This is a genomic window from Kitasatospora sp. NPDC001225 (assembly GCF_053597855.1).
In genome coordinates this window covers 22,553-46,299 of sequence record NZ_JBSFJC010000029.1, presented here as the reverse complement: position 1 = coordinate 46,299, position 23,747 = coordinate 22,553, and the positions used below count along the sequence as shown (strand labels likewise).

Annotated in this window: 28 protein-coding genes and 1 pseudogene; 16 read left to right on the top strand and 13 right to left on the bottom strand. The window is 72.9% G+C overall.

Translation table 11 applies throughout. From position 1 onward, the window contains the following. Positions 1–227 precede the first annotated feature (227 nt). Positions 228–2,042, top strand: coding sequence for a phosphomethylpyrimidine synthase ThiC (thiC, locus tag ACWDCZ_RS12890; RefSeq protein ID WP_375876532.1), 1,815 nt, complete (start codon positions 228–230; stop codon positions 2,040–2,042). 59 nt (positions 2,043–2,101) lie between these two features. On the opposite strand, the gene ACWDCZ_RS12885 is transcribed toward thiC, so the two are convergent. Together ACWDCZ_RS12885 and ACWDCZ_RS12880 are read right to left on the bottom strand one after the other, a co-directional pair. Then, positions 2,102–2,533, bottom strand: a complete 432-nt coding sequence (locus tag ACWDCZ_RS12885) for an SRPBCC family protein (RefSeq protein ID WP_449815969.1) — start codon at positions 2,531–2,533, stop codon at positions 2,102–2,104. A 17-nt stretch (positions 2,534–2,550) separates the two neighbouring features. Next, positions 2,551–2,907: a VOC family protein gene (locus ACWDCZ_RS12880; RefSeq protein ID WP_117488799.1), complete on the bottom strand. Its 357-nt coding sequence runs from the start codon at positions 2,905–2,907 to the stop codon at positions 2,551–2,553. A 113-nt stretch (positions 2,908–3,020) separates the two neighbouring features. On the opposite strand from ACWDCZ_RS12880, the gene ACWDCZ_RS12875 reads away from it, so the two are divergent. Further along, on the top strand, positions 3,021–3,818 hold the full coding sequence (locus ACWDCZ_RS12875; RefSeq protein ID WP_449815968.1) for a helix-turn-helix domain-containing protein: 798 nt from the start codon (positions 3,021–3,023) through the stop codon (positions 3,816–3,818). A gap of 15 nt (positions 3,819–3,833) precedes the next feature. On the opposite strand, the gene ACWDCZ_RS12870 is transcribed toward ACWDCZ_RS12875, so the two are convergent. Further along, positions 3,834–4,274, bottom strand: a complete 441-nt coding sequence (locus ACWDCZ_RS12870; RefSeq protein WP_449815967.1) for a CBS domain-containing protein — start codon at positions 4,272–4,274, stop codon at positions 3,834–3,836. Positions 4,275–4,581: 307 nt separating this feature from the next. Here ACWDCZ_RS12870 and ACWDCZ_RS12865 point away from each other — a divergent pair, with 307 nt between their 5' ends. Together ACWDCZ_RS12865 and ACWDCZ_RS12860 are read left to right on the top strand one after the other, a co-directional pair. After that, a complete protein-coding gene (locus tag ACWDCZ_RS12865; protein WP_375876529.1) occupies positions 4,582–5,031 on the top strand; it encodes a DUF5994 family protein in 450 nt (149 codons plus the stop codon). A 206-nt stretch (positions 5,032–5,237) separates the two neighbouring features. Beyond that, positions 5,238–5,675, top strand: coding sequence for an SRPBCC family protein (locus ACWDCZ_RS12860; RefSeq protein WP_049659222.1), 438 nt, complete (start codon positions 5,238–5,240; stop codon positions 5,673–5,675). A gap of 74 nt (positions 5,676–5,749) precedes the next feature. Here the strand turns inward: ACWDCZ_RS12860 and ACWDCZ_RS12855 are convergent, their stop codons facing one another. Beyond that, positions 5,750–6,136 (bottom strand): VOC family protein, encoded by a 387-nt coding sequence (locus tag ACWDCZ_RS12855; protein WP_074001979.1) that lies wholly within the window; start codon positions 6,134–6,136, stop codon positions 5,750–5,752. Positions 6,137–6,270: 134 nt separating this feature from the next. On the opposite strand from ACWDCZ_RS12855, the gene ACWDCZ_RS12850 reads away from it, so the two are divergent. Continuing rightward, positions 6,271–7,194, top strand: coding sequence for a LysR family transcriptional regulator (locus tag ACWDCZ_RS12850; RefSeq protein WP_449815966.1), 924 nt, complete (start codon positions 6,271–6,273; stop codon positions 7,192–7,194). 21 nt (positions 7,195–7,215) lie between these two features. On the opposite strand, the gene ACWDCZ_RS12845 is transcribed toward ACWDCZ_RS12850, so the two are convergent. The 5 genes from ACWDCZ_RS12845 to ACWDCZ_RS12825 form a co-directional block, all read right to left on the bottom strand. Further along, complete coding sequence (locus ACWDCZ_RS12845) at positions 7,216–7,344, bottom strand: hypothetical protein (protein ID WP_388048459.1); 129 nt, start codon at positions 7,342–7,344, stop codon at positions 7,216–7,218. Between the two features lie 430 nt (positions 7,345–7,774). Then, a complete protein-coding gene (locus tag ACWDCZ_RS12840) occupies positions 7,775–9,250 on the bottom strand; it encodes an alpha/beta hydrolase family protein (RefSeq protein WP_449815965.1) in 1,476 nt (491 codons plus the stop codon). Positions 9,251–9,388: 138 nt separating this feature from the next. Continuing rightward, positions 9,389–10,264: a hypothetical protein gene (locus tag ACWDCZ_RS12835; RefSeq protein WP_449815964.1), complete on the bottom strand. Its 876-nt coding sequence runs from the start codon at positions 10,262–10,264 to the stop codon at positions 9,389–9,391. 272 nt (positions 10,265–10,536) lie between these two features. Further along, entirely contained in the window at positions 10,537–11,649 is a 1,113-nt protein-coding gene (locus tag ACWDCZ_RS12830) for a metallophosphoesterase (RefSeq protein WP_380777913.1), read from the bottom strand. 421 nt (positions 11,650–12,070) lie between these two features. Beyond that, positions 12,071–13,228 carry a LacI family DNA-binding transcriptional regulator gene (locus ACWDCZ_RS12825; protein ID WP_074001983.1) on the bottom strand — a complete coding sequence of 386 codons (1,158 nt, stop codon included), beginning with the start codon at positions 13,226–13,228 and terminating at the stop codon, positions 12,071–12,073. A 342-nt stretch (positions 13,229–13,570) separates the two neighbouring features. On the opposite strand from ACWDCZ_RS12825, the gene hisC reads away from it, so the two are divergent. The 5 genes from hisC (at position 13,571) to ACWDCZ_RS12800 (ending at position 19,094) form a co-directional block, all read left to right on the top strand. Then, entirely contained in the window at positions 13,571–14,650 is a 1,080-nt protein-coding gene (gene hisC / locus ACWDCZ_RS12820) for a histidinol-phosphate transaminase (protein WP_449815963.1), read from the top strand. Between the two features lie 323 nt (positions 14,651–14,973). Further along, the gene (locus tag ACWDCZ_RS12815; RefSeq protein WP_449815962.1) at positions 14,974–16,356 is read left to right on the top strand and encodes an efflux RND transporter periplasmic adaptor subunit; all 1,383 of its coding nucleotides are present in this window, start codon (positions 14,974–14,976) and stop codon (positions 16,354–16,356) included. 9 nt (positions 16,357–16,365) lie between these two features. Next, positions 16,366–17,211 (top strand): ABC transporter ATP-binding protein, encoded by an 846-nt coding sequence (locus ACWDCZ_RS12810; RefSeq protein ID WP_449815982.1) that lies wholly within the window; start codon positions 16,366–16,368, stop codon positions 17,209–17,211. After that, positions 17,208–18,419, top strand: coding sequence for an ABC transporter permease (locus ACWDCZ_RS12805; protein WP_380781635.1), 1,212 nt, complete (start codon positions 17,208–17,210; stop codon positions 18,417–18,419). The genes ACWDCZ_RS12810 and ACWDCZ_RS12805 overlap by 4 nt, the downstream gene beginning before the upstream one ends. Before the next feature lie 12 nt (positions 18,420–18,431). Next, positions 18,432–19,094, top strand: a complete 663-nt coding sequence (locus ACWDCZ_RS12800; RefSeq protein WP_449815961.1) for a DUF5666 domain-containing protein — start codon at positions 18,432–18,434, stop codon at positions 19,092–19,094. 83 nt (positions 19,095–19,177) lie between these two features. Here ACWDCZ_RS12800 and ACWDCZ_RS12795 read toward each other — a convergent pair whose 3' ends face one another. Together ACWDCZ_RS12795 and ACWDCZ_RS12790 are read right to left on the bottom strand one after the other, a co-directional pair. Next, complete coding sequence (locus tag ACWDCZ_RS12795; RefSeq protein WP_049651245.1) at positions 19,178–19,429, bottom strand: hypothetical protein; 252 nt, start codon at positions 19,427–19,429, stop codon at positions 19,178–19,180. Beyond that, positions 19,426–19,779 (bottom strand): ATP-binding protein, encoded by a 354-nt coding sequence (locus ACWDCZ_RS12790; protein ID WP_380743920.1) that lies wholly within the window; start codon positions 19,777–19,779, stop codon positions 19,426–19,428. The genes ACWDCZ_RS12795 and ACWDCZ_RS12790 overlap by 4 nt, the downstream gene beginning before the upstream one ends. Before the next feature lie 227 nt (positions 19,780–20,006). Here ACWDCZ_RS12790 and ACWDCZ_RS12785 point away from each other — a divergent pair, with 227 nt between their 5' ends. From ACWDCZ_RS12785 to ACWDCZ_RS12775, 3 genes are all read left to right on the top strand, one after another. Continuing rightward, the gene (locus tag ACWDCZ_RS12785) at positions 20,007–20,873 is read left to right on the top strand and encodes a helix-turn-helix domain-containing protein (RefSeq protein ID WP_449815960.1); all 867 of its coding nucleotides are present in this window, start codon (positions 20,007–20,009) and stop codon (positions 20,871–20,873) included. Then, complete coding sequence (locus tag ACWDCZ_RS12780) at positions 20,866–21,069, top strand: DUF397 domain-containing protein (RefSeq protein ID WP_117488828.1); 204 nt, start codon at positions 20,866–20,868, stop codon at positions 21,067–21,069. The genes ACWDCZ_RS12785 and ACWDCZ_RS12780 overlap by 8 nt, the downstream gene beginning before the upstream one ends. Before the next feature lie 64 nt (positions 21,070–21,133). Further along, positions 21,134–21,337: a DUF397 domain-containing protein gene (locus ACWDCZ_RS12775; RefSeq protein ID WP_449815959.1), complete on the top strand. Its 204-nt coding sequence runs from the start codon at positions 21,134–21,136 to the stop codon at positions 21,335–21,337. Between the two features lie 172 nt (positions 21,338–21,509). Here ACWDCZ_RS12775 and ACWDCZ_RS12770 read toward each other — a convergent pair whose 3' ends face one another. Next, positions 21,510–21,896 carry a hypothetical protein gene (locus ACWDCZ_RS12770; protein ID WP_449815958.1) on the bottom strand — a complete coding sequence of 129 codons (387 nt, stop codon included), beginning with the start codon at positions 21,894–21,896 and terminating at the stop codon, positions 21,510–21,512. Positions 21,897–22,124: 228 nt separating this feature from the next. On the opposite strand from ACWDCZ_RS12770, the gene ACWDCZ_RS12765 reads away from it, so the two are divergent. The 3 genes and pseudogenes from ACWDCZ_RS12765 to ACWDCZ_RS12755 form a co-directional block, all read left to right on the top strand. Beyond that, positions 22,125–22,418: a hypothetical protein gene (locus tag ACWDCZ_RS12765; RefSeq protein ID WP_449815957.1), complete on the top strand. Its 294-nt coding sequence runs from the start codon at positions 22,125–22,127 to the stop codon at positions 22,416–22,418. A gap of 98 nt (positions 22,419–22,516) precedes the next feature. Continuing rightward, the gene (locus ACWDCZ_RS12760) at positions 22,517–22,918 is read left to right on the top strand and encodes a hypothetical protein (protein WP_117488834.1); all 402 of its coding nucleotides are present in this window, start codon (positions 22,517–22,519) and stop codon (positions 22,916–22,918) included. A 92-nt stretch (positions 22,919–23,010) separates the two neighbouring features. Then, positions 23,011–23,196 (top strand): annotated as a pseudogene (locus ACWDCZ_RS12755) (DUF6879 family protein); the annotation flags it as partial. 100 nt (positions 23,197–23,296) lie between these two features. Here ACWDCZ_RS12755 and ACWDCZ_RS12750 read toward each other — a convergent pair. After that, complete coding sequence (locus ACWDCZ_RS12750) at positions 23,297–23,731, bottom strand: VOC family protein (RefSeq protein WP_074001997.1); 435 nt, start codon at positions 23,729–23,731, stop codon at positions 23,297–23,299. Positions 23,732–23,747: the final 16 nt, after the last annotated feature.

Here is a 23,747-nt window from a genome sequence, read left to right as displayed (position 1 = left end):
GGGGTGCCGTCGAAGCGGACCCGCCGCCGGCCCGTGAGGCGCTCTGGACCTGCGGCGATCCGCTCGCTACGGTGTTGGGCGTCGTGTGCAGGCAACACCGCCTGCGACGCGGGAGCTCGGAGCACCGGGCTGAGAGGACGCTGACCGGGACGTCGACGGACGGACCGACGGCTGCGTCGACCGCAGGAACCTGACCGGGTAATGCCGGCGTAGGGAGTAGAGGTCAGATGACCACGTTCGAAGCACAGCCGCAGTCTGTCCGGAGCGCCCCCAGCAGCGAGCGCACCGGCTACCCGACCCCGGCCTGGCACAAGGCCTACCGCGAGGGATCGCGCCCCGACCTGCGCGTCCCGTACCGCGAGGTGCGGCTCACCAACGGCGGGACCGTCCCGCTGTACGACACCTCCGGCCCGTACACCGACCCGTCGTACGAGCCCGACGTGCGGCGCGGCCTGCCCGCGCTGCGGGACCCCTGGATCCGCCAGCGCGGCGACGTCGAGGAGTACGACGGCCGCGAGTCGCGCCCCGAGGACGACGGGATCAAGCACACCTCGCCGCGCGGCGGGAACCTGCGCAACCTGGACGCCGTCTTCCCCGGCCGCCCGCGCCGTCCGCTGCGCGGCCGCGGTGGTGCCGCCGTCACCCAACTCGCCTACGCCAAGCGGGGCGTGGTGACGCCGGAGATGGAGTTCGTGGCGCTGCGCGAGGGCCTGGCGCCCGAGTTCGTGCGGGCCGAGGTGGCCCGCGGCCGGGCCGTCATCCCGGTCAACGTGAACCACCCCGAGGTGGAGCCGGCCGTCATCGGCACCAACTTCCTGGTGAAGATCAACGCCAACATCGGCAACTCGGCCGTCACCTCCTCGATCGAGGAGGAGGTGGAGAAGATGACCTGGGCCACCCGCTGGGGCGCCGACACCGTCATGGACCTCTCCACCGGCCGCAACATCCACACCACCCGTGAGTGGATCCTGCGCAACTCCCCCGTGCCGATCGGCACCGTGCCGCTGTACCAGGCCCTGGAGAAGGTGGACGGCCGCGCCGAGGAGCTGAGTTGGGAGGTGTACCGGGACACCATCGTCGAGCAGTGCGAGCAGGGCGTCGACTACATGACCGTCCACGCCGGCGTGCTGCTGCGCTACGTCCCGCTCACCGCGCGCCGCAAGACCGGCATCGTCTCGCGCGGCGGCTCGATCATGGCGGCCTGGTGCCTGGCCCACCACCAGGAGAACTTCCTCTACACCAACTTCGAGGAGCTCTGCTCCATCCTCGCCTCCTACGACGTCACCTTCTCGCTCGGTGACGGCCTGCGTCCGGGCTCGATCGCGGACGCCAACGACGAGGCGCAGTTCGCCGAGCTGAAGACCCTCGGCGAGCTCGGCCGGATCGCCCGCGAGCGGGACGTCCAGGTGATGATCGAGGGCCCGGGCCACGTCCCGATGAACAAGATCCGGGAGAACATGGATCTCCAGAAGGAGATCTGCGACGAGGCGCCGTTCTACACCCTCGGCCCGCTGACCACGGACGTCGCCCCCGGCTACGACCACATCACCTCGGGCATCGGCGCCGCGATGATCGCCTGGTGGGGCACCGCGATGCTCTGCTACGTGACCCCCAAGGAGCACCTGGGCCTGCCCAACCGGGACGACGTCAAGACCGGCGTGATCACCTACAAGATCGCCGCCCACGCCGCCGACCTGGCCAAGGGCCACCCCGGCGCCCAGGCCTGGGACGACGCCCTCTCCGACGCCCGCTTCGAGTTCCGCTGGGAGGACCAGTTCAACCTGGCCCTCGACCCGGAGACCGCCCGCGACTTCCACGACGAGACCCTCCCCGCCGAGCCCGCCAAGACCGCGCACTTCTGCTCGATGTGCGGCCCGAAGTTCTGCTCGATGAAGATCTCCCAGAAGATCCGCGACGAGCACGGCGACGGATCCACCGCCGTCTCCAGCGAGTTCGACGCCGAGGCGCTGGCCGGCATGGCCGAGAAGTCCGCCGAGTTCGCGGCCCAGGGCAACAAGGTCTACCTCCCGCTGGTGGACTGACCCGGGACACCCGAGCGCCGCCCCGAAGTACCTCGGGGCGGCGCTTTCGCGGTCCTCCGCTACCTCCCGGCGTCGGGGCCGGCGACCGGTGCGGCGCCCTCCAGCGTGCGGCGGATCACCGCCGAACCGTGCTCGACGGACTCGGCGATCGGTGCGGCCAGGGCGTCGGGCAGGACGTCGGTGTGCCACACGAACCTCGTCCGGCCGCGGGCCTCCGGAAGGGCCTGCATGGACGCGTGGTGGTGGGACGGGTGGAGGCTGCCGCCGACGACCGTGTAGGCGACCCGCATCGCCTCGTGGTCGAGGTCGACGAGCCGTTCGAGCACGATCGTGCCGTCGGCGAAGGTGACGGTGCGCGTGTCCGAGCTCAGCACGGTGTCGGTGACGAACCCGGGCGCCAGCCGCTCGTGCACCGCGCCGTAGTCGCTGAGCACCGACCACACCGCTTCGGGGCGGGCGTCGATGACGAGTTCCTTGTGGATCGAGGCCATGGGTGGTCGACTCCTCGTCAGGCCGAAGCGATGCAGAACAGGTGGCCCTCGGGGTCGGCGAGAACGGTCCAATCGCCGTCGCCGGGCTGGAACTCCGGCCTGGTCGCCCCCGCCGCGAGCAGCTCCTGCACCGCGGCCTCGGGATCGGCGACGGCGAAGTCGAGGTGGGCGTGCTTCGCGGCGTCGGGCCAGCCGGGCCCCCGGTAGCCGGCGACCCGCTGGAAGGCCAACCGGACCGGCCCCGCGCCGAGTTGGACGAAGTCGTCGTCGGCCTGCCCCAGGTCCCAGCCGGTGACCTGGCGGTAGAACCCGGCGAGGGCCCGGGGGTCGGCGCAGTCGATGGTGATCGCGGTGAGCTCCGCGTGGACGGCCATGGATGGCTCCCTTCCTGTCGTCACGTGGGCCCCAGCATCCGGGGTGACGGCACCGGAGGTCTTGAAGATCCTTGCGGGCCGTCCTGTCGTACCCGGCGGGTACCGTCCGCGGCATGCTGTCCGCATCGACCCTCGCCGCCCGGCCGGAGTTCACCGTGACCGTGGTGGGGTGCCGCTCCGACCACACCCGGTGGTCGCGGCCGGAGAGCCGCGACGACCACCGCCTGGTGCTGGTGCGACGCGGCAGGTTCCGGCGGTCGGCCGACGGCACCGACACCGATCTGGACGCGACCACGGCCTACCTGGGCGCGCCCGGAGAGCAGGAGCGCTTCGCGCACCCGGCCGGCGGCGACGTCTGCACGTCGGTCAGGTTCGAGCCCTCCCTGCTCGGGCGCCCGCCCGCCGCGACGACGGTGTACGTCGACGCGCGCGTCGACCTCGCCCACCGCCGTCTGGTCGCCGCCGCGGGCACCGGCGACATCGACTACGCGCTGGCGGAGGAACTGCTCCGCCTCGTCGCGGCCGCGGCCGGTGAGCCGACCGTCCGCGCCCGGCGGGCAGGCCGGCCGGCCGACCGGGCGCTGGCCGCGGCGGCGCGCGAGGCGATCATCGAGGAGGCCCCGGAGGCCGGTGGGCTCTGCGCGCTGGCCGCGCTGCTGGAGGTGTCGCCCTACCGGCTGAGCCGGGTGTTCTCCAGGGAGACGGGCGTCTCGCTGACCCGCTACCGCAACCGCGTACGCGTCACCCGGGCCATGGACCGGATCGTCGAGGGCGAACCCGGCCTCGCCGCCCTGGCGGCCCAGCTCGGCTTCGCCGACCAGGCGCACCTGACCCGCGTCGTCCGCGAGCACGTGGGGCACACACCCACGGCACTGCGCCGGCTGCTCGCCCCGGGCCCGGGCCCGTCATGAGCCGGCGGGGCGGTGTCACGCGGGCACGGTGACGACCAGGTCGGTGGCGAGCAGGCCGGCGGCGCGGTCCGCGGTCAGTGCGCCGAGGATGTAGCCGTCCTCGTCGACGACGGGCCAGACCGCGAGGTGCTTGATCCGCATGGCGATCGCGGCCAGGGCCAAGCCCATGGTCGGCCAGGCGAACGGGCCTCGCTGGTGGGTGGTCGAGCTGATCGCGGTCCGCTCGGCGTACCAGGAGCGGGTGAGGAACGGATGGAGTCCGGTGCGGGTGACCAGCCCCTCGCAGCGGCCGTCGTGGCCGCGGACGAGCAGGTAGTCGAGGTGGGCGCCGCGGAGGACGTCGTCGGCCTGGTCGACGGTGCTGTCGTCGGCTATCTGGTAGTCGCAGGGGTCCATGGCATCGGCGACCGTGAGGCCGTGGCAGGGTCGTGCGGGCTGGGGCGAGTGAGTGGTCACGGCGTTCACCGCTTCCCGTCTCCGGCCGCCCGCCGGAGCGGGGCCTGCCGGGCTGTCCTTCACCCAGAACGAAGCCGGAACGGGACCGGGATGCGGGTTGCCCTGGATGTCTCCGAGGCTACTCCCCGGGCGGACGGGGCGGCGGGCGGTGCGCGGGACGGGGCGGAGAGCGGGGCGGCGGTCGGCCCGGGGGAGGCCGTGGCGGAGTAGCGTGGGAGGCAGCCAAGGACATTCCGCACACCGGCATCAGCGTCGACGTCGCCCTGGGTCATGACGGGTCCCTCGTGGACCGGACGGGCGGCCTCAGATGATGCCGATCCCCCTCCCCAACCCTTCGCCCACAGGGCCGTGGACGGTGCCCGGTGCGCCGCTGCTGCCGCGCCTGGAGCTGGAGCCGACGCAGTCGCGGGAGGGCGTCTTCGACGGGGCCTGGTGGCCCCGCTCGAACCAGGTCAGCACCGAACTGCCGGACCTGATCACCGCGCTCGGCGCCCACTTCGGGCGCATCCTCCGGGTCGGCCTCGACACCTCGGCGTGGGACGGTGTGCCCCGGTCCGTGATGGCGAACGGCCTGATGATCAGGATCAACTGGTTCCCGGGCAGCGACGCGACGATCAGCGTCACCCGGGGCCTCCAGGACCACTTCCTGCTGCTGGTGGTGCCGCCCGGCACCGACCCGACGACGGCCGCCTCGGCGATGGCCGGCGCCTCCGCGACCGGGAACCACACCCCGGCGGCGGAACTCCTGCTCGGCTGACGGCCGTCGGCGCTGCGCGGGCAGCGGGCAGCGGGCAGCGGGCAGCGGGCAGCGGGCAGCGGGCACCGGCTCCGGGTCAGGAGAGCTCGTCGGAAGAGCTCCGGAGAACTCGTCGGAAAAACTTTCGCGGGGAGCGATGAGTTCTCGGGGCGGTCCCGGTCTACCCCTGTGCAAGCGACAGACGTGACCACGGAGGAGATTCCGAGATGACCGAGAACCTGGGCGAGCTGACCATCACCCGCGAGCTGCCGGGCGCCCCCGCCGCCGCGTTCGAGGCGTACTTCGAGCCGGAGCAGTTCGTCCGCTTCTGGGGTCCGGTCGGCACCCACGTGCCGCTGGACACCGTGACCATCGAGGCGAAGGAGGGCGGGCGCTACGACAGCACCATGGTGGTCGACGAGACCGGCGACCGGTACCCGCTGAAGGCGGAGATCACCGAGATCCGGGCGGGCGAGTTCTTCGCGATGGTGGAGGAGGGCTCGGGCATGCGGTCCACCCTCACCTTCACCGGGCTCGACGAGGGCCGCACCCGGGTGGTGCTGCACCAGACCGGGGTGCCGGAGATGTACCGCGGCCCGGAGGCCGAGGCGGGGCTGAACTCCAGCTTCGACCGGCTGGTCGAGCACCTCGCCGGCCGGAGCTGACCCGGCGGCCGGCCGCGTGCCGTCCCGGCCCGGTGCACGGGCCGGGGGCGGCGCCGCTCGGCGGTCGGCGCCGCTCAGCGGTCGGCGTCCTGGGGGTACCAGCGGAGTTCGACGGTGTTGCCGTCCGGGTCCTGGACGTAGACGGAGGTCGCGGTGCCGCGGGCGCCGTAGCGGGGGACGGGGCCTTCGAGGACGGTGAAGGTGCCGGCGTCGATGACCTCCTGCCAGTCGAGGGGCTCGACGGTGAGGCAGAAGTGGTCGACGTTGGACTCGTGCCGGGGGCCGTGGACCAGGTCGATGATGGTCTCGGCGCCGACCCGGACGGACGGGAACGGCGCCCGGCCGGCCCGCCACTCGTCGACCCGGACGGGGGCCAGGCCGAGCAGGCCGGAGTAGAAGGCCAGCGAACGCTCGACGTCGGCGACGTTGAGGACCAGGTGGTCGAAGGCTACGACGCGCATGGGTGATCGGCTCCGCTCGGGTGCGACTGCTGGGGACGGGTTCCACGATCCTCCTGGCCGGAGGCCTGATCAACGCGTGATCGTCGTACGATCGTTGAGCCGCATTCAACGATCGAGGGGCGGGCGGGGCCGGGATGCTGGAGCGGCTGGAGATCGAGGTCGTCCTCGCGCTCGCCGAGGAGCTGCACTTCGGGCGGACCGCCGAGCGGCTGCACCTGACCACGGGGCGGGTCAGCCAGGTGGTGCGGAAACTGGAGCGCCGGATCGGCGCGCAGCTGTTCGACCGCACCAGCCGGTCGGTCCGACTCACCGCGGTGGGGCGGCAGTTGGCCGAGGACCTGGTGCCGGTGGCGGCGGCGACGGAGGCGGCGCTGCGCCGGGCGGAGGACGCCGCCCGGGGCGTCACCGGGGAGCTCCGGGTGGCGTTCCTCGGGGAGTGGACGGCGCCCGTGCTGCTCAAGGCGGCCGCGCTGTTCGGCGAGCGGTACCCGGACTGCCGGGTGGACGTGCGCGAGGTGCAGCTCTCCAACTCCCGGTCGAGCCTGGAGGACGGCTCGGTCGACGTCCTGATCGCCTCCTACCCGTTCGACGGCATGGCCCGCGGCCCGGTGCTGCTGACCGAGCGGCGGGTCCTCGCGGTGGCGGCCGGGCACCCGCTGGCCGCGGAGCGGTCGGTGTCGGTCGAGGTGCTCGCCGACCACCCGGTGGTGCAGTACCCGGCCGTCACCTCGGCGGGCTTCAAGCGCGACCGCACCCCCGACCGCACCCCGTCCGGCCGTCCGGTGCCCAAGGGCCCGTCCGGCGGCACCTTCTCCGAACTGCTCAGCCTGGTCGCGATGGGCCGCGGCGTCCTCCCGGTCGGCGAGCACTCCCGCCGCTACTACCCGCGCCCGGACGTCGCGTACGTGCCGATCCACGACGCGCCCCCGATCGAGCGCGGCCCGGTCTGGCTGGAGAGCAACACCACCGCCCGGGTCCGCGCCTTCGTCCGGGCGGCGACGGACGTCGTCGCGGAGCGGCCCGGGGGCGCGCCGCTCCGCGCGCCGGCGACGGACTGACCGCGCCCGCCCCGAAGCGGTTCAACTCGCCCTGCGCCGACGGTAGTAGTGCACGGTGAGCACGGCGAGGAGCGGACCCCAGGCGGCCGGCGGCAGGTAGCCGATCCAGAACACGACGGTCTGCCAGCCGTGGGTGACGACCCCGGCCACACCTCGCCCCAGCGGGCGACCAGGCCGAAGCAGAGGAGGGCCAGCGCCTCGCTGACCACGCTGAGCGCGAGGATGTACGCCCAGCCTCCGTCGAACGGGGCGGGGTCCCGCTCCGGTGGTGTCGGGCCGTGGTCGAGCAGCGGCAGGCCGACGATGAAGCCGCCGATCCGCCAGAGGCAGGAGGGGAGGACGGCCAGGGTGATCGCGTACCCGGTGCGGACCGCCCAGCGGGGCACGCCCGGTGCGGGGGTGCCGTGCAGTCGTGCCGCGATCGTCCGTGCGCCCATGGTTCCGCCTCCCGACCCGGGCGGACGCGGTCCGTCCGCCACCGGCTCCGACCCTCCCGGAGCGGGCCGGCCGGGGCGTCCTCATCCGGGCCGAACCCGCTCCCCCGGGCGAGGGAGCGGGCCGTTGCCCCGCTGGCGGGGGGTCAGGGCAGCAGCAGTCCCCAGGACAGGGCCCAGGGCAGGAACACCAGCCCGGCCAGCAGCAGGGCGCCCAGCCGCGCCCGGTCGGCCAGGGAGGCGGCGGCCAGGGCGGCCCGCTCCCGCCGGGCACCGGCCGCGGCGACGGCGGCCGCCCCGAGGGCGAACAGCGCGAGCAGCTGGACGGCCAGCCAGACCACCGGGCGGCCGAACAGGACCGGGCCGGGGAACATCGCGGCGGTGAGCATCAGGAAGAGCAGGTAGCCGAGGGCGCCCAGGAGGGCGGCCGTTCCGGCGAGGGCGGCCCAGCGGGCGGCCCGGGGCAGGGCGGCCGGGCGCGGCCGGTGGCGCAGGCGGCGGACGGCGCCGCTCAGCGCGTAGCCCGCGAAGCCGGTCAGGCAGAGCAGGGTGGCGACGACCTCGAACCAGGTGGACTCGTACCAGGGGAGCGGGTCGAGCGCGAGGCTGCGGGTGTCCTGGTGCGGGGCCGGGTCGGCGGAGGCGGCGGGGAGGCCGGTGGCGAGCCGCTGGATCCAGGCGGACTCGGTCCCTGCGTAGTCGGCGGGGAGCAGGTCGGGCCGGTCGTAGCCGTCGTCCCGGGTCAGGTGCAGGTTGTGCCGGACGTCGGGGACGGTCCGCAGCGTGTAGTGGGTGTTGCCGCCGCGGTCGAGGGCCCGGCGGATGATCGTCGCGCTCTCCTCGGGGGCGGCCTCGCGGTCGAGCGTGCCCCACTCGGCCAGGACGGGCTGCCGGACCCGCTCCCACACCGGTACCGGGTCGTAGTCGGCCTCCGGGAAGAGCCCGGCCGCCGAGAGCAGGCGGACGGAGGTGTCCGAGAGCGCGGTGACCAGCGAGCCGGAGACGCCGGCGTGGCGCAGGTAGCCCCGGTACGCCCAGGCCTGCTGGCGGGCCGGGGTGAGGCCGACGGCCCCGACGGTGACCAGGTACGCCGCCTCGGTGGTGCGGGTGGCGGCGAGCGAGGCCACCCAGGCGCCCTCGGACAGGCCCCACAGGCCGACCCGGTCCGGGGCGACCTCCGGCCGGGCGCGCAGCAGCCGGACGGCGGCCAGGGCGTCGTCGGCCAGCTGCCCGTAGTCCCGGTGGGTCGTCGAGTAGCCGTCGGTGCGCTTGTCGAAGACGAGGACGGTGACGCCGTGCCGCGCGTACGACTCGGCGGCGGCCCGCAGCTCGGCGAGCGGGCCCGGGCCGGCCCCGGGGAGCATGACCAGCCCGGGGCCGGGGGCGCCGGCCTTCGCGCCGGGCGCGGCCAGCAGCAGGCCGTGCAGGACGGTGCCGCCGGCGCCGGTGAAGTCGACCGGGCTGGGGACCGGATCGCCCGCCGCGGGCGCGTCGCCCGCCGCCTCGGCTGCGGCTGCTTCGGCTCCGACGCCGGGGAGCAGCCCCAGCAGGGCCGTCAGCAGGGCGGTGACCAGCAGCAGGGCCGGTCCGGTTCGGGCCGGTCGGACGGGTCCGGTGCGCATCGCTGGTCTCCCCCGGGTCGTGCTCCACTCGTGGGTTCCAGCCTGGCGGGCAGCGGGGCCCGGGACGATGGTGGCCGCCCCCGGACCGGGGGTGGGGATGTCCCCCGGTCCGGGGGCGCCGGCCGGGGAGCGGAGGGTTCAGCGGACCTCGTCGGGTCCGGTGAAGTCGGGTGGGGTGTACCCGGGGCCGGTGAAGTCGGGTGGGGTGAAGCTGGCCGGGCGGGGGACGCGGCCCTCGCGGTCGGTCAGTCCTTCGGCGCCGGGGCTGGTGAACGAGGGTGAGCTGTAGCCGGGGCCGGTGAAGTCCGGGCTGCTGAAGTCGGGACCGGTGCCGTCGGGGCGGCTGACGCCGGGTCGGGTCGCCGGGTCCGGCACCGGCGGCAGCGCGTCGAGCAGGTACGGGAGGAGTCCGCGCTCGCGCAGCGCGGTGCGCCATTCGCCGTGGGCGTCGCCGAGTTCGGCGGCGAGCTCCGGGTCGGTGCCGGCCGGGGCGGCGGCGGCGCCGTCGCGCAGGGCGGTGAGCAGCAGCCCGATGATGCCGATGGCCATCGCGGCGACCCCGGCGGCGAGCGCCACCCAGCCGGCCGTGACCAGGGAGCCGGCGAGGGCGAGGCCCGGCTCGGCGGCGCGCAGCAGGTAGCCGATCAGCAGCAGGAACAGGGCGGCGGCCCAGGCCAGGATCGGGGTGAGCACGGTGAGGACGGGGAACGGTCCGCCTCCGCCGCCGCCGGTGCGCAGCTGGGTGAGCAGCCCGGGGTTGGCGGGTTCGCCGCCGGGCGGTGGCGGGGGCGTGCTGTGCAGGGCCTCGCGCAGCCGGGTGTAGTGGGCGTACTCGGTGGCGGCCGCGGCGTTGACGCGGTCGGCGTCGCGCAGGGCGCGGAGGCGCAGTTCGGCGGTGGCGAGCGCGCCGGGTGCGCGCAGGGCGGTGAGGACGGTGCGGTCGCGCAGGGCTTCCGTGAGGAGGCGCTCGTACTCCGGGCGGTCCTCGGCGAGCAGGGGCGGGGGGTTGGTCATGGGGACCCCGTTCGTGCGGACCCCGTTCGCTCGGCCCCGGGGGCGCACGGCCCTCAGGACGCCGAAACGGGCGCGGAGGCGGGCCGCCGGACGGGCGGCCGGGTGTGGTGTGCCTCATGGTAGGGGCGGGCACGCCCGGGCTGACAGTCGGTTTCCGGAATTTCGCGCCCCCGGACGCGCGCGTGCGACGGTTCGGGCGCCGGGAACAACTGTTCTATGCCTGGCGTCAGTTGGCGTACGGCCGGGCGGTCGGGTGGCAGGCGGCCGGGCGGTCAGCCGATGGGCAGCCGGGCGACCAGCAGCCGTCCCTCCATGGTGACGCCGCCGTCCATCGCCACCGCGAGGTCGTCCGCGTACACGTACGGCCCGGGGATGTGCGGCGGCTGGCCGTCGTCGTTGTGCACCGCGCCGGTGAGGTACGGGATCGGGCTGTGCCCGTGCACGATCCGGCTGCCGCCGTAGGTGTCCAGCAGCTCGTGGACGGCCAGCGGCCCGGCTTCGCCGCGGAAGGCGAACCGCTTGGTGAAGCGGCGGAAGCAGTCCCACCACTCGTCCACGCTGCCGTCGGCGAGCAGGCTGTGCACCGCGTCGTTGACGTCGGGGATGGACTCGCCGTACTCCAGGTACGCGGTGGTGTCGGAGTGCAGCAGCAGGTGGCCGTCCTCCACCGCCATGGCGGGGAGCCGGGAGAGCCAGCTGATGTGGTGCGCCTCCAGGCGGTCCAGGTCGTTCTGCTGGCCGCCGTTGAGCCGCCAGGCGGCGAGGAAGGAGGCGGTGCCGGCGGTGGACTGGACGGGCTCGTCGCCGTACTTGGCGGCGCCGAGGAAGAGCAGCTCGTGGTTGCCCATCAGGGCGCGGCAGTAGCCGCCGGCCGCGGCGGCCTCGGCGGCCAGCTGCATGACCAGGTCGATGACGCCGATGCCGTCGGGGCCGCGGTCGGTGAAGTCGCCGAGGAACCAGATCCGGGCGCGGCCGGCGGACCAGTGGCCGTCGGCGTCGATCAGGCCCTGGTGGCGCAGCTCGGCGCGCAGCTCCTCCAGGTAGCCGTGGACGTCGCCGACGACGTAGACCGGGCCGGGGGGCTCGCCGGGGCCGGGGGCCGGGTACGGGTAGGTCGGCGCGGCGGGGTCGGGCAGCGGCGGGCCGAGCTCGATGGTCGGCGGGTCGTCGCGGCCGGCGAGCTGGAGCGCCGGGGAGGGCTGGTCGGGCAGGGTGGGTTCGTAGCCGCCCTGGTCCTGGCCTTCGTAGCCGCCCTGCTCCTGGCCGCCCTCGTACCCGCTCCGCTCCTGACCGTCGTACCCGCCCTGCTCCTGGCCCCCCTCGTACCCCGGTCCGTTCTCGTAGCCGCCCTGTCCCTGCTGCGCGAAGGCCGGGCTGTGGTCCATGCCGATCCCCTGGGCGTGCACGGTGTGGCCCTGGCCGTCGGCGGGCCAGTGCTGCTCCAGGTAGCGGGCTCCGCCGTAGCCGCTGTAGGTCTCCCCGTCGTGGGTCTCCCCGTCGTACGGGGCCGCGGGGTAGCCGGTGGAGGGATCGGGTTCGTAATAGGTGCCGTACGGCAGCACGTCGAGGTCCGGCTGGTGGCGGGGGCCTGAGTGGGGGTGCTCAGGCCCGGGGAAGCGGTCCTCGGGTGTCATTCGCCCATCATAGGAAGACCACTCTCCCGGCGTCGTCACCTGGTGGGTATCCAATCCTCCGGAGCGTCAGCCGGGCGGCCCCACAAGGTCCGTTTTGTCCCGGCTCGGTACGGTCTCGTCAGCTCTGCCCGGGCGCGGCGGCCCGGTCCCGGGGCCGCCGCGGCGCGGTGGTCTAAACCTCGCCAGGCGACCGGGGCGGGCTGACGGTGGTGCGCGGACTCCGGCGCTGGGAGGACGCGCGGACGATCAGTTCGGTCGGCATCAGGGTGCCCGGCGGCGGCCCGGTGCCGGCGGTGCGGAACCGGGGCGGGAAGAGCCGGGCGATGTCGACGCCCGTCCCGGAGTCCACGCCCTCGATCGCGTCGATGAGCAGGTTGACCACGGTGGTGCCGATCTTGCGCGGCTTGAGCGAGAGCGTGGTGATCGGCGGTTCGGTGGTCGCGTAGACGTCGCTCTCGCTGCAGCAGACCAGCAGCAGGTCGTCCGGCACCCGCAGGCCGTACCGGCGGGCGGCGGCCAGCAGGTCGGTGCCGTTGGGGTCGAACAGCCCGTAGACGGCGTCCGGCCGGTCGGGCCGGGCGAGCAGCCGGTCGGCGGCGACGGCGCCGGCGGCCGGGTCGTGCGCCGGGTAGGTCTCGTACACCGGCTCCTGGCCGACCTTGGCGCACCAGCCGAGGTAGGCCTCGGTGGAGAGCCGGGTGTAGGTGTCGGTGCTGGTGCCGGTGAGCAGGCCGATGCGGCGGGCGCCGGCCTCGGAGAGGTGGTCGAGGATGCCGAGCACGGCGGCCTCGTGGTCGTTGTCGACCCAGGCGGTGACCGGGCAGTTGCCGGGCTTGCCGTCGCTGACCACCGGGACGCCGGACCGGTACAGCTCGCTCACCAGGGGGTCCTGGTCGGGCGGGTCGATGACCACGGTGCCGTCCAGGGCGATGTTGCCCCAGACGTCGTGGCGGGAGGAGGCGGGCAGCACCACCAGCGCGTAGCCGCGGCCGAGGGCGGCGCTGGTGGCGGCCCGGGCCATCTCGGCGAAGTACGCGAACTCGGTGAAGGTGAACGGCTCTTCACCGTAGGTCGTGACGGTCAGGCCGATCAGGCCGGACCGTCCGGTGCGCAGGGTGCGGGCGGCCGCGGAGGGGCGGTAGCCGAGGCGCTCGGCGACCTCGCGCACCCGGCTGCGGGTCTCGTCGGGCAGGCGGCCCTTCCCGTTCAGCGCATCGGAGACAGTGGTGATCGACACTCCGGCGGCTGCTGCCACATCCCGGATGCCGGCCCGCTCCAGACGCCGTGAGGTGGTGGGACGCCGACCGCTCTGGTTGGCTGCTGCTGTCATGGCGGACCGATCGTATGGCTCCTGACAAGGGTCTGTGACCGGCGCATCGGGAGCCCGCAAAGATACGTTTCTCCACGAGTGAGCCGGGGTGCGCCCCTTCGATACCCGCCTGAAACCAGGCCTCTTACCTCTGACATGTGCCAAAGGAACCGGGCAGAATGGCTGATCTGCGCCTGTAACCCGACCGGGCATCTCACTCCTACGGGTGAGGGCGGTCGGTATCGTGCAAGGCACCCGACCGGGGTGGTCCGGACGCGTCACGAGGTCCCGGGCACGGCGGCGACCCCGTCCGTGGCGGGCGAGCGCACCGGAGAGTTCCGCAACTGGAAACGGAGTACGACCGTGAGCAGTGGTACGTCAGCGCAGGGCCCGCGGCTGCGGCCGACCCTCGACGGCATCCCCACGTACAAGCCCGGCAAGCCGGCCGGCGCCGACGCCTACAAGCTGTCCTCGAACGAGAACCCCTACGAGCCGCTGCCCGGCGTGCTGGAGACGGCGGTCAAGGCGGCCGGCTCGTTCAACCGCTACCCCGACATGGGCGTCACCGAGCTGACCTCGGTGCTGGCCGAGCGCTTCGGGGTGCCCGCCGAGCACATCGCCACCGGCACCGGCTCGGTCGGCATCGCCCAGTCGCTGGTGCTCGTCACGGCCGGCCCGGGCGACGAGGTGATCTTCGCCTGGCGCTCCTTCGAGGCGTACCCGATCGTCGCCACCGTCGCCGGGGCCACCCCCGTCCCGGTGCCGCTCAAGGCGAACGGCGACCACGACCTGGACGCGATGCTCGCCGCGATCACCCCGAACACCCGGCTGGTCTTCGTCTGCAACCCCAACAACCCCACCGGCAACGTGATCCACCGCGCCGAGCTGGAGCGCTTCCTGGACGCCGTCCCGGCCGACGTCCTGGTCGTGGTCGACGAGGCCTACATCGAGTTCATCCGCGACCCCGAGGTGCCCAACGGCATCGACCTCTACCGGGACCGCCCGAACGTCTGCGTGCTGCGCACCTTCTCCAAGGCGTACGGCCTGGCGGGCCTGCGGGTCGGCTTCGCGATCGCGCACGAGCCGGTGGCGGCCGCGCTGCGCAAGGTCGCCACCCCGTTCGGCGTGAGCCGGCTCGCCCAGGACGCGGCCGTCGCCTCGCTGCGCGCGGAGGAGGCGCTGCTGGAGCGGGTGGAGGCGCTGGTCGAGGAGCGCACCCGGGTGGTGGCCGGGCTGTGCGCCCAGGGCTGGGAGATCCCGGACTCGCAGGCCAACTTCGTCTGGCTCTGGCTCGGCGACCGCTCGCAGGAGTTCGCCGCCGCGTGCGCCGAGGCCGGTGTGATCGTGCGGCCGTTCCCGGAGGGCGTGCGGGTGTCGATCGGCGAGGCCGAGGGCAACTCGATCTTCCTGGCGGTGGCGGAGGCCTTCCGCAAGTCGCTCTGACTCTTCCCTCGGGGCCCGCAGGGGCGCGTCGGTCCTCCGGCGCGCCCCTGCGGCGTTTCCGCGCGGGTGCCGCGTGGCGCTGCGCGCTTCCCCGAAGCTCCCGGCAGCTCCTCGCGCCTCCGTGAGAACGTCCTCAGAACGCCCTCCCGGATGGCTGGAGATCGCTGGGAGCCCGCTGGGAGTTGGCCCAACGGCCGCCCACGGGACGGCCAAGGCGCCCGCGCGGGACGGGCGTTCTGTCCGCAATGCCCGGATCCGGCCGGTCAGGCTTCTCCCAGCTGCCGCCCAGCACGACGCAAGAGCCCGCCGGGAAGCTGTCCGCCATGAAGGTGCTCCCACGGCGGCGAGGCGCCGTCCTCGTCAACTCCGCGCTCGGCGTGGCCCTGCTGGGCGGCGCCGCCCTGGTGTACGCCACGGTCAGCGGCAGCTCGGGCCCGGCTTCCGCGAAGCCCGCGGCCCGTACCGCCACGGTGTCCAAGGGCACCGTCCTGGCCACCGTGTCCGGAACCGGCACCCTGGTCTCACCGACCGACGCCGCCCAGGACTTCACCACCGGCGGGAAGCTCACCGCGGTGAAGGTCTCGGTCGGGGACGCCGTGCAGAAGGGCCAGGTGCTCGCCACCGTCGACACCACGGCGGCCCAGCAGCAGGTGGACGCGGCCCAGGCCGCGCTCACCACGGCCCAGGCCAACCTCACCAAGGCCCAGGCCGGGGTCACCACCACGACCACCGAGCAGCTGCCGGGCGCCACCTCCGCCGCCACCCCCGGCGGCGGGGCCGGCAGCGGTGGACGCGGGGCGGGCGGGAGCAGTACGCCCGCCCCGCAGACCACCACCGTCACCACCACCAAGGTCGACGACGCGGCCGTGGCCCAGGCCCAGCAGCAGGTCGCCACCGCGCAGACCAACCTGGCCAACGCCCAGGCGGCGCTGACCGGCACCACCCTGACCGCCTCGGTGGACGGCACGGTCGCCTCGGTCTCCGGCAAGGTCGGCGACACCGTCGGGGCCACCGGCTCCGGCGCCTCCGCCTCGTCCTCCACCGGCAAGTCCACCGGGACCGGCACGGGTTCGGCGGCCGCCCCGAGCGGCTTCATCGTGCTCACCAACCCGACCGGGATGCAGGTCACCGCGAACTTCTCCGAGCTCGACTCGCTCAAGCTGAAGAAGGGCGAGGCGGCCACCGTCACCCTGAACGCGCAGTCCGACACCAAGCTCAACGCGACCGTCCTGTCGGTCAGTTCGCTGCCCACCGGCAGCGGCTCCGGCGGCGCGGCCGGCTCCGCCGCCGTCCAGTACGCGGCCACGCTGCAGATCACCGGCGACACCAGCACGCTGCGCACCGGCCTCAGCGCCACCGTCCAGGTGATCACCGGCGAGGCCGACAACGCGCTCTCGCTGCCCACCTCCGCGCTGTCCGGCACCGGCACCTCGCGCACCGCGACCCTGGTGCAGCCGGACGGCGCCTCCGAGCGGGTCACCGTCGGGGTCGGGGTCGAGGGCGACAGCACGGTGCAGGTGGTCTCCGGGCTGAAGGAGGGCGACAAGGTCGAACTCCCCACCACCAGCGGCGGGAACGGCTTCCCGAACGCCTCCTTCCCGGGCCTCGGCGGCAACCGGGGCGGGGCCGGCGGCGGGGTCTTCCCGGGCGGCGGTGCCGGCGGTGGCGGCGCCGGTGCCGGGGCCGGTCGCGGCGGCAAGGGCTGACTCGTGAGCATGCGTCACGTCATCGACAAGCGCGTCCCCGCGCACCCCGTCCCGGTGATCCGCATCCGCGGCCTCACCAAGGCGTACGGGCACGGCGACGCCACCGTGCACGCGCTGCGCGGCCCCTCCGACCCGGAGACCGGTGCGCCGCGGGGCGTCAGCCTGGACATCGAACAGGGCGACTTCGTCGCCGTGATGGGCAGCTCCGGCTCCGGCAAGTCCACCCTGATGAACATCCTCGGCTGCCTGGACGTCCCGACCGCCGGCCGCTACCTCCTCGACGGCACCGACGTCGGCCACCTGGACGAGCAGCAGCTCGCACTGGTGCGCAACCGCAAGATCGGCTTCGTCTTCCAGTCCTTCAACCTGGTGCCCCGCACCACCGCCCTCGCCCAGGTCGAGCTGCCGCTCGCCTACGCGGGCGTCCGGACCGCCGAGCGGCGCCGCCGGGCGATGGCCGCGCTGTCGCTGGTCGGGCTCGCCGAGCGGGCCGGCCACAAGCCCAACGAGCTCTCCGGCGGCCAGCAGCAGCGCGTCGCGGTGGCGCGGGCGCTGGTGACGGCGCCCGCGATGCTGCTCGCCGACGAGCCGACCGGCAACCTCGACAGCCGCTCGACGGAGGAGGTGCTGGCCCTGATCGACGGGCTCAACGCCACCGGCCGCACGGTCGTGCTGATCACCCACGAGGACGAGGTCGCCCGGCACGCCAAGCGGGTGCTGCGACTGGTCGACGGGCAGATCGTGAGCGATCTGCGGCAGGCGCCCGTGGAGGGGCCGCCGCCCTTCCTGGACGCGGCCTACGCGGAGCTCGCGGCGGGCCCGGCGGGCGTGGCGGGCGCGGAGGTGCCGGCGTGATCCTCTGGCAGACGCTCCGCTTCGCGGTCGGCGGCCTGGCCGCCAACAAGGTGCGCTCGGCGCTCACCATGCTCGGCGTGCTGATCGGCGTGGCCTCGGTGATCCTGCTGCTGGCGGTCGGCAACGGCTCGTCGGTGGCGGTGAAGGACTCGATCACCTCGCTCGGCACCAACTCCCTGACGGTCAGCTCCGGTTCGGCCAACGGCGGCTCCCGGGCCACCTCCTCGGTGAAGAAGCTGACGGTCGCCGACGCCAAGGCGCTGGCGAGCGACACCGACGCGGGGGCGATCAGGTCGGTCGCCCCGGTGGTCACCACCAGCGGCACCGCGCTGTACGGGAACATCTCGTACAGCCCCGGCTCGATCGTCGGCACCTACCCGTCGTACTTCGAGACCGCCAACCAGAAGGTCGCGCACGGCGAGTACTTCACCGACGACGACGTGCTCGACTCGCGCAAGGTCGCGGTGCTTGGCGCGACGACGGCCAAACAGCTGTTCGACACCGAGAACCCGGTCGGCAAGTCCGTGGTGCTGGGCGGCACGCCGTTCACCGTGGTCGGCGTGCTCCAGGCCAAGGGCGGCAGCGGCTTCACCGACCCGGACGACGTCGTCATCGCCCCGCTGCCGACGGTGCAGAACGCCTTCACCGGCTTCGGCTCCGTCAACCAGATCCTGGTCCAGGCCGCGAACGCGGACAGCACCACGGCCGCCCAGTCCGAGATCACCCGCGTCCTGCTCGGCACGCACGCGATCGCCGACCCCGCCAAGGCGGACTTCCGGATCACCAGCCAGGCCTCCCTGCTCACCGCGAGGGAGAGCACGACGAAGACCTTCACCGTGCTGCTCGGCGCGGTGGCCGCGATCTCGCTGCTGGTCGGCGGGATCGGGATCACCAACATCATGCTGGTGACGGTCACCGAGCGGACCAGGGAGATCGGCATCCGCAAGGCGCTCGGCGCCCCGCGGGCGGTGATCCTCGGGCAGTTCCTCACCGAGTCGACGCTGCTCTCGGTGATCGGCGCGGGGTTGGGCGTGGCCGCCGGAATCGCCGGTTCGCACTTCAGCATCGTCGGCATCAAACCCGTGGTGATCCCCGAATCGGTGCTCGGCGCCTTCGCCATCGCCGTCGCCATCGGGCTGTTCTTCGGCAGCTACCCCGCCAACCGGGCCGCCTCGCTGCGGCCGATCGACGCCCTCCGGCACGAGTAGGACTCCACTGTCATGAGCAAAGAGATCGCCACCGTCGGGCCCGGAACCCCGGCCGAGCAGGTCGCCCTCCTCGCCACCCCGCCGGACGCGCGGGACGTGAGCGCCGAACTGGCCGCGCCGCCGCGGCGGAAGCTGCCCTGGCTCAGCCTGCTGCTGGCGGGCGGCGTGATCGCCACCGGGGCGTTCGCGGGCGGGGTCTGGTACCAGCAGAACAATGGGCCGACGGGCGGCGGGAAGTCCTCCGCCCGGCCGGCTGCCGCCGCTGCTGCTCAGGGAGGTGGCTACGGGCAGGGGCAGGGCGGCTCCCGCCGTGGGGGCCAGGGCGCTGGGCAGGGCGCTGGGCAGGGCGGGCAGGGGCAGGGCGGGCAGGCCGGCTTCGCCCGGGGCACGGTCAAGGCCGTCGACGGCAACACCGTCTACCTGACCGACACCAACGGCAACACCATCAAGGTCACCACCGGCGACGCGACGAAGGTCCAGCTCAACAAGGAGGGCAAGGTCGGGGACCTGCAGCCCGGCCAGAGCGTGACGGTCGTCGGCACCCCCGACGCCAACGGTGGCTACACCGCCAGCCAGCTGGTCGAAGGCGCCGCCGGCGGATTCGGTGGTGGTGGTGGTGGTGGCTTCGGCGGCGGTGCCGGTGGCGGCACCCCCAGGAACCCGTCCGGCGGCTGACCCGGAGCCGACGGACGCCGGGAGGCCCTCGCCCCTTCGGTGGGCGAGGGCCTTCGCATGTGTTCAGCGCGGTTCGAGGAGGCTCACCGCTCCCACGCCGCCTCCCGGTCCAGGTCCCGCAGCAGGTGGAGGAGGTTGACGAGGGTGCTCACGGGCGCGTTGCCGAAGTCGACCAGGAGACGCCCGTCGAGGATCGTCTCGCCCGCCGAGGCCGAGCCCCAGAGCAGCCCGTACGGGAGGCCCCGACGGTGCAACTCCCCGAGCAGGCCGGTGATGTGCGGGGCGGCGAAGTTCCGCATCCGGGGGTCGTCGGGGGCGATCGGTTCGCGGGTCACGCGGCGGAGTCCAGCTCGTACCAGACCGTCTTGCCGCGCTCCTGGGGGTCGACGCCCCAGCGGTGGGTGAGCCCGGCGACGAGCTGGAGGCCCCGGCCGGACTCGGCGAGCAGGGACAGGGGCTTCTCCTGGGGGAGCAGGGCGCTCTCGTCCGCGACGCAGACCCGGAGGGTGTCGACGTCGAGGGAGAAGTAGACGACGGGCGAGGCGGTACCGGCGTGCCGCCACGCGTTGACGATGAGTTCGCCGAGGGCGAGTTCGGCGTTGAAGATGGTCTCGGTGTCCCAGGAGGCGCGGGTCAGGGCGCTCCGCAGGGCCTGCCGGGTGAGGGTGAGGGAGGGGGTGTTCAAGGTGCACACGGGAACCTCCGAGAGGTATGGGTGTGGAGGGGGAGAGCCGCGAGCCGGACCAGGGCGTGGCCGCTCTTCGGCCGGAGGGCAGCAGGCGCCTACTGCCCTGAACCAAGGCGTGTCTGACGATCCATGGGATCGTTCTGAGGGTGACGATAGCGTGAGGCGCCACAGATTTGTGGCGATCCACGCGAAGTTCCCCCGAACGGGGCTGGCAGACTGGACCCATGGCCCTTCGATCGAACCCGACGCTTCGCCAGTTGCGGTTGGGTGCCGAACTTCGCAGGATGCGGGAACAGGCCGGCCTCGGCGGCAGCCAGCTCGCCCGCGCACTGGGCATCAACCCCGCCCACGTGACGCAGATGGAGAGCGGCAAGACCGGCATCAGCGTCGAACGCCTGCGCACGATCGCGGCGTTGTGCATGTGCGTCAACGAGCCCCTGATCGACGCGCTCGCGGACATCATCACGGACCGCGACAAGGGAGGCTGGTGGGAGGAGTACCGGGGTCGTCTCTCGCAGGAATTCCTTGAGATGGCCGAGATGGAGAGTCGTGCTTACGCGCTCTCCACCTACACCATGGCCTTCATTCCCGGGCTACTCCAAACCACTGATTACGCTTCTGCGGTCTTCGCCCGAGGGTTCCCGCCTCTTCCCCAGCATGAGGTTGACCTGAGGGCCGCCTTCCGTATGCATCGGCAGAACGTGGTCCGCTCCGGTGAGATTCCGTACTCGGCCTTCATCCATGAGGCGGCGCTGCGTATGCAGTTCAGCGGCCCCAAGGTCCAAGCCGAGCAGCTTGGCGGCCTCATCGAGGACTCCGAACGGTCGACCATCTCACTCCGAGTCGTCCTGTTCGATGTGGATACTCTTCCGGTCAACCAGGAAAACTTCACGTACGTTGAAGGCCAGATCCCTGAGCTTGACACCGTGCAGATGGACTCAGGCCTCGACAGTGTGCTCTTCGATGCGCCGGCCCACATCGCCCAGTTCCGGTCCCGGCTCGACCGGCTCGATTCGGCGGCTCTCTCGCAGGAGGAGTCTCGGGAGTTCATCCGATCCATCAAGAAGGATATGGAAAGTAAATATGTCTGACTCCACTTGGCAGAAGTCCAGCTACTCGGCTGCCAACTCCGAATGCGTTGAGGTTCGTACCGCTGGTGGTGTGATCGAACTCCGCGAGTCCGACGAGGGCGAGGTCATCGTCCGCACCATCGCCCCCAAGTTCGCGGCCTTCCTCCAGGGCGCGAAGGCGGGCGAGTTCGACCACCTGGTAACCGTCGGCGCCTAGCGAACTCTTCCGGCGGCGTGGCCCCTTGTTCACCAGCAACCACCGCGGATAGGTCGTGGCAACCATGAGTAGCCTCTTGTGGCAGAAGTCCAGTTTCTCGGGCTCGAACGCAGACTGTGTTGAGGTGCGAGCCGATGCTGGTGTGATCGAACTCCGGGAGTCCGACGAGGGCGACGTCATCGTCCGCACCACCGCCCGCAACTTCGCCGCGTTCCTCCAGGGCACTCAGGCGGGCGAGTTCGACCACCTGGTGACCACCACCGCCTAGCGAACCGTTCCGGCGGCCCCTTGCTCCTCCGCAAGGGGCCGCCGGCGTGCTTCAAAAGTGGTCGGGGCCCGACCCTGCCACCGCGAACTCCACTCCGCCGTCGACCAGTTCGGCGTCCCGGGCCGGATGACCCCCGATCCAGGCCGGGGTGCGGTCCGTCCCTCTCCCGTGCCTACGGCTGGATCACGAAATACACCACGAAGCCCGCGGTCACGCACAGGAAGAACTGCACCATGAAGCCCCAGGTGAGCGGCACTTCGTTCCTGTCGCCCGCCTCGTCGGCCGCCAGCTGCAGGCGCGCCATACGTCCGAGGTGCCCGGCCGTTCCCAGCGTCAGCGACAGCATCGCCAGCGCGTACATCGACAGAGCGCCGGCCGAGGTCGTCCCGTTCATGTGGGAGCGCCCGACCAGGAAGAGCGCTCCGACCAGCGGCGCCAGGGCCACCATGATCCGGTACTGCCGGGTCACCTGCGGCGGTATCGCCATCGCCCAGAACAGCACCGTCGTCAGCGCGACGATCCACCACCAGGTGGCCACGCTCAAGCCCAGTGGAGTCATGCCCCCACCCCCCCACATCACGGACGTTCGCTCACGTCCACTGACGATCACACTATTCAGACCAGCCCCCGCCCCGCGCCGCCCGGACCCCGCAAGATCCCGCCCGGTCCCCTGCCGGTTCCCGGCAAGAACTCGATAAGACCCTGCGTAGGAAGTCGGCCGGCCCGACTTCCTACGCACCGCCTCCGCCCCGGCGGCCCCTCCTGCCGGTGCCGCTACGGTTCCGGCATGGGAAAGCGGGAGCCGTACTGGCGCAGACTTGGCACTCCGGCGATGCTCGTCCTGTACCGGACCCCGAACCGGTGGCGGTACGCCGTCTACTTCACCGGACCGGGCGGCATTGCCGACGGGGGACTCGACGAACCCGCGCCCTCCTGCGAGCCCGTGATCGCGCAGACGGCCATGCACCGCAAGGCCGAGGAGCTCACCCACCGCACACTCGGGGTCACCTGGCAGGAGGCCGACCAAGACGGCTGCTGGACCGGAGTCATCACCAACCCGGGTCCACTGCCCGCTTCATGAGTGGGGCTGGACCCACCCCCTTGTGGGGCTGGACCCATACTCGGCCGCGCGTCCGCTCCGTAGCGTCGTTCCCACAACGACACGGAGGGGAAAGAACCATGGCGCCCACGGCCCACCAGTCCACCTTCACCACGGTGAAGAAGTGCATCACGCTCTTCGGCCTAGCCGGTGCCATCGTCCTCGGCACGGTCGCCGTGATGGCGTCCATCGGCCACCCGACGACCCCGTTCATGTGGATCCGCGGCGTCATCTTCCTCGCCGTCGCCCCGTACCTCCACCGGCTGGCCACCCGCGCCGCCGACGGCTCCGCCAAGGCCTTCGACCGCGTCCGCACCCTCTCCACCGTGATGCCGATCGCCATCATCGCCGTGGACCTCATCCCCGGCCTCTGCCCGCCCTGGTACGCCGTCCTCCAGGGCCTCTCCGCCCTCGCCCTCCTCGCCGTCGCCGTCCTCACCCGCACCCCCGCCCTGCGCGCCGCCTTCCCCAACGCCGACTGAACCCCCACCCCCACCCCGACTCGGCGCAGGAAGTCGGCCGTTCCGACTTCCTGCGCCGGTAGCCCTACCCGGCGGCTCCTCGCTCCCCGCAAGGAACGCCCGACTTCTGGATGTTCGACAACCAGGTCGTCGGAGCGATGGGCTACGACGACCACGGGAAGTACCTCGGCACGGACTTCACCGCGAGCGAGCGTCTGCCGGCGTTCAAGGCCTGGCGCGACATCGCGCTCGCCCACGCCGAGCTGCTCGCCAACTGGTGGGCACGCCACGGTGAGTGAGCTCTGAACCCTCGGCGCTGTGTCTATGCGGGAACGTGAATGATCTTTGTCCGTTTCCCGCGCGGGAGGTTGGGGAACCCCGGCGGTGTTCAGGCGGTGCTCAGTCGAGGCAGAACTCGTTGCCCTCGACGTCCTGCATCGAGAGGCACGACTCGTTCTCCTCGTCGGCGACCAGCAGCTGGACGCGGGTCGCGCCGAGGGCTACCAGTCGGGCGCACTCGGCCTCCAGGGCCGCGACGCGCTCCGCGCCGACCAGGCCGGTGCCGGCCCGTACGTCGAGGTGCACCCGGTTCTTGACGACCTTGCCTTCGGGGACGCGCTGGAAGTACATGCGCGGGCCGGCACCCGTGGGGTCACTGGCGGCGAACCACGAGCCCCGCTTCTCGGGCGGCAGCGAGCGCTGGTAGTCGTCCCAGGTGTCGAACCCCTCCGGCGTGGACGGCGGGACGTACCCCAGGGCCTCGCACCAGAAGCGGCCGACGCGCTCGGGCTCCGCGCAGTCGAAGGTGACCTGGAACTGCTTGATCGATGCCATCGGGCCACCATAGCCA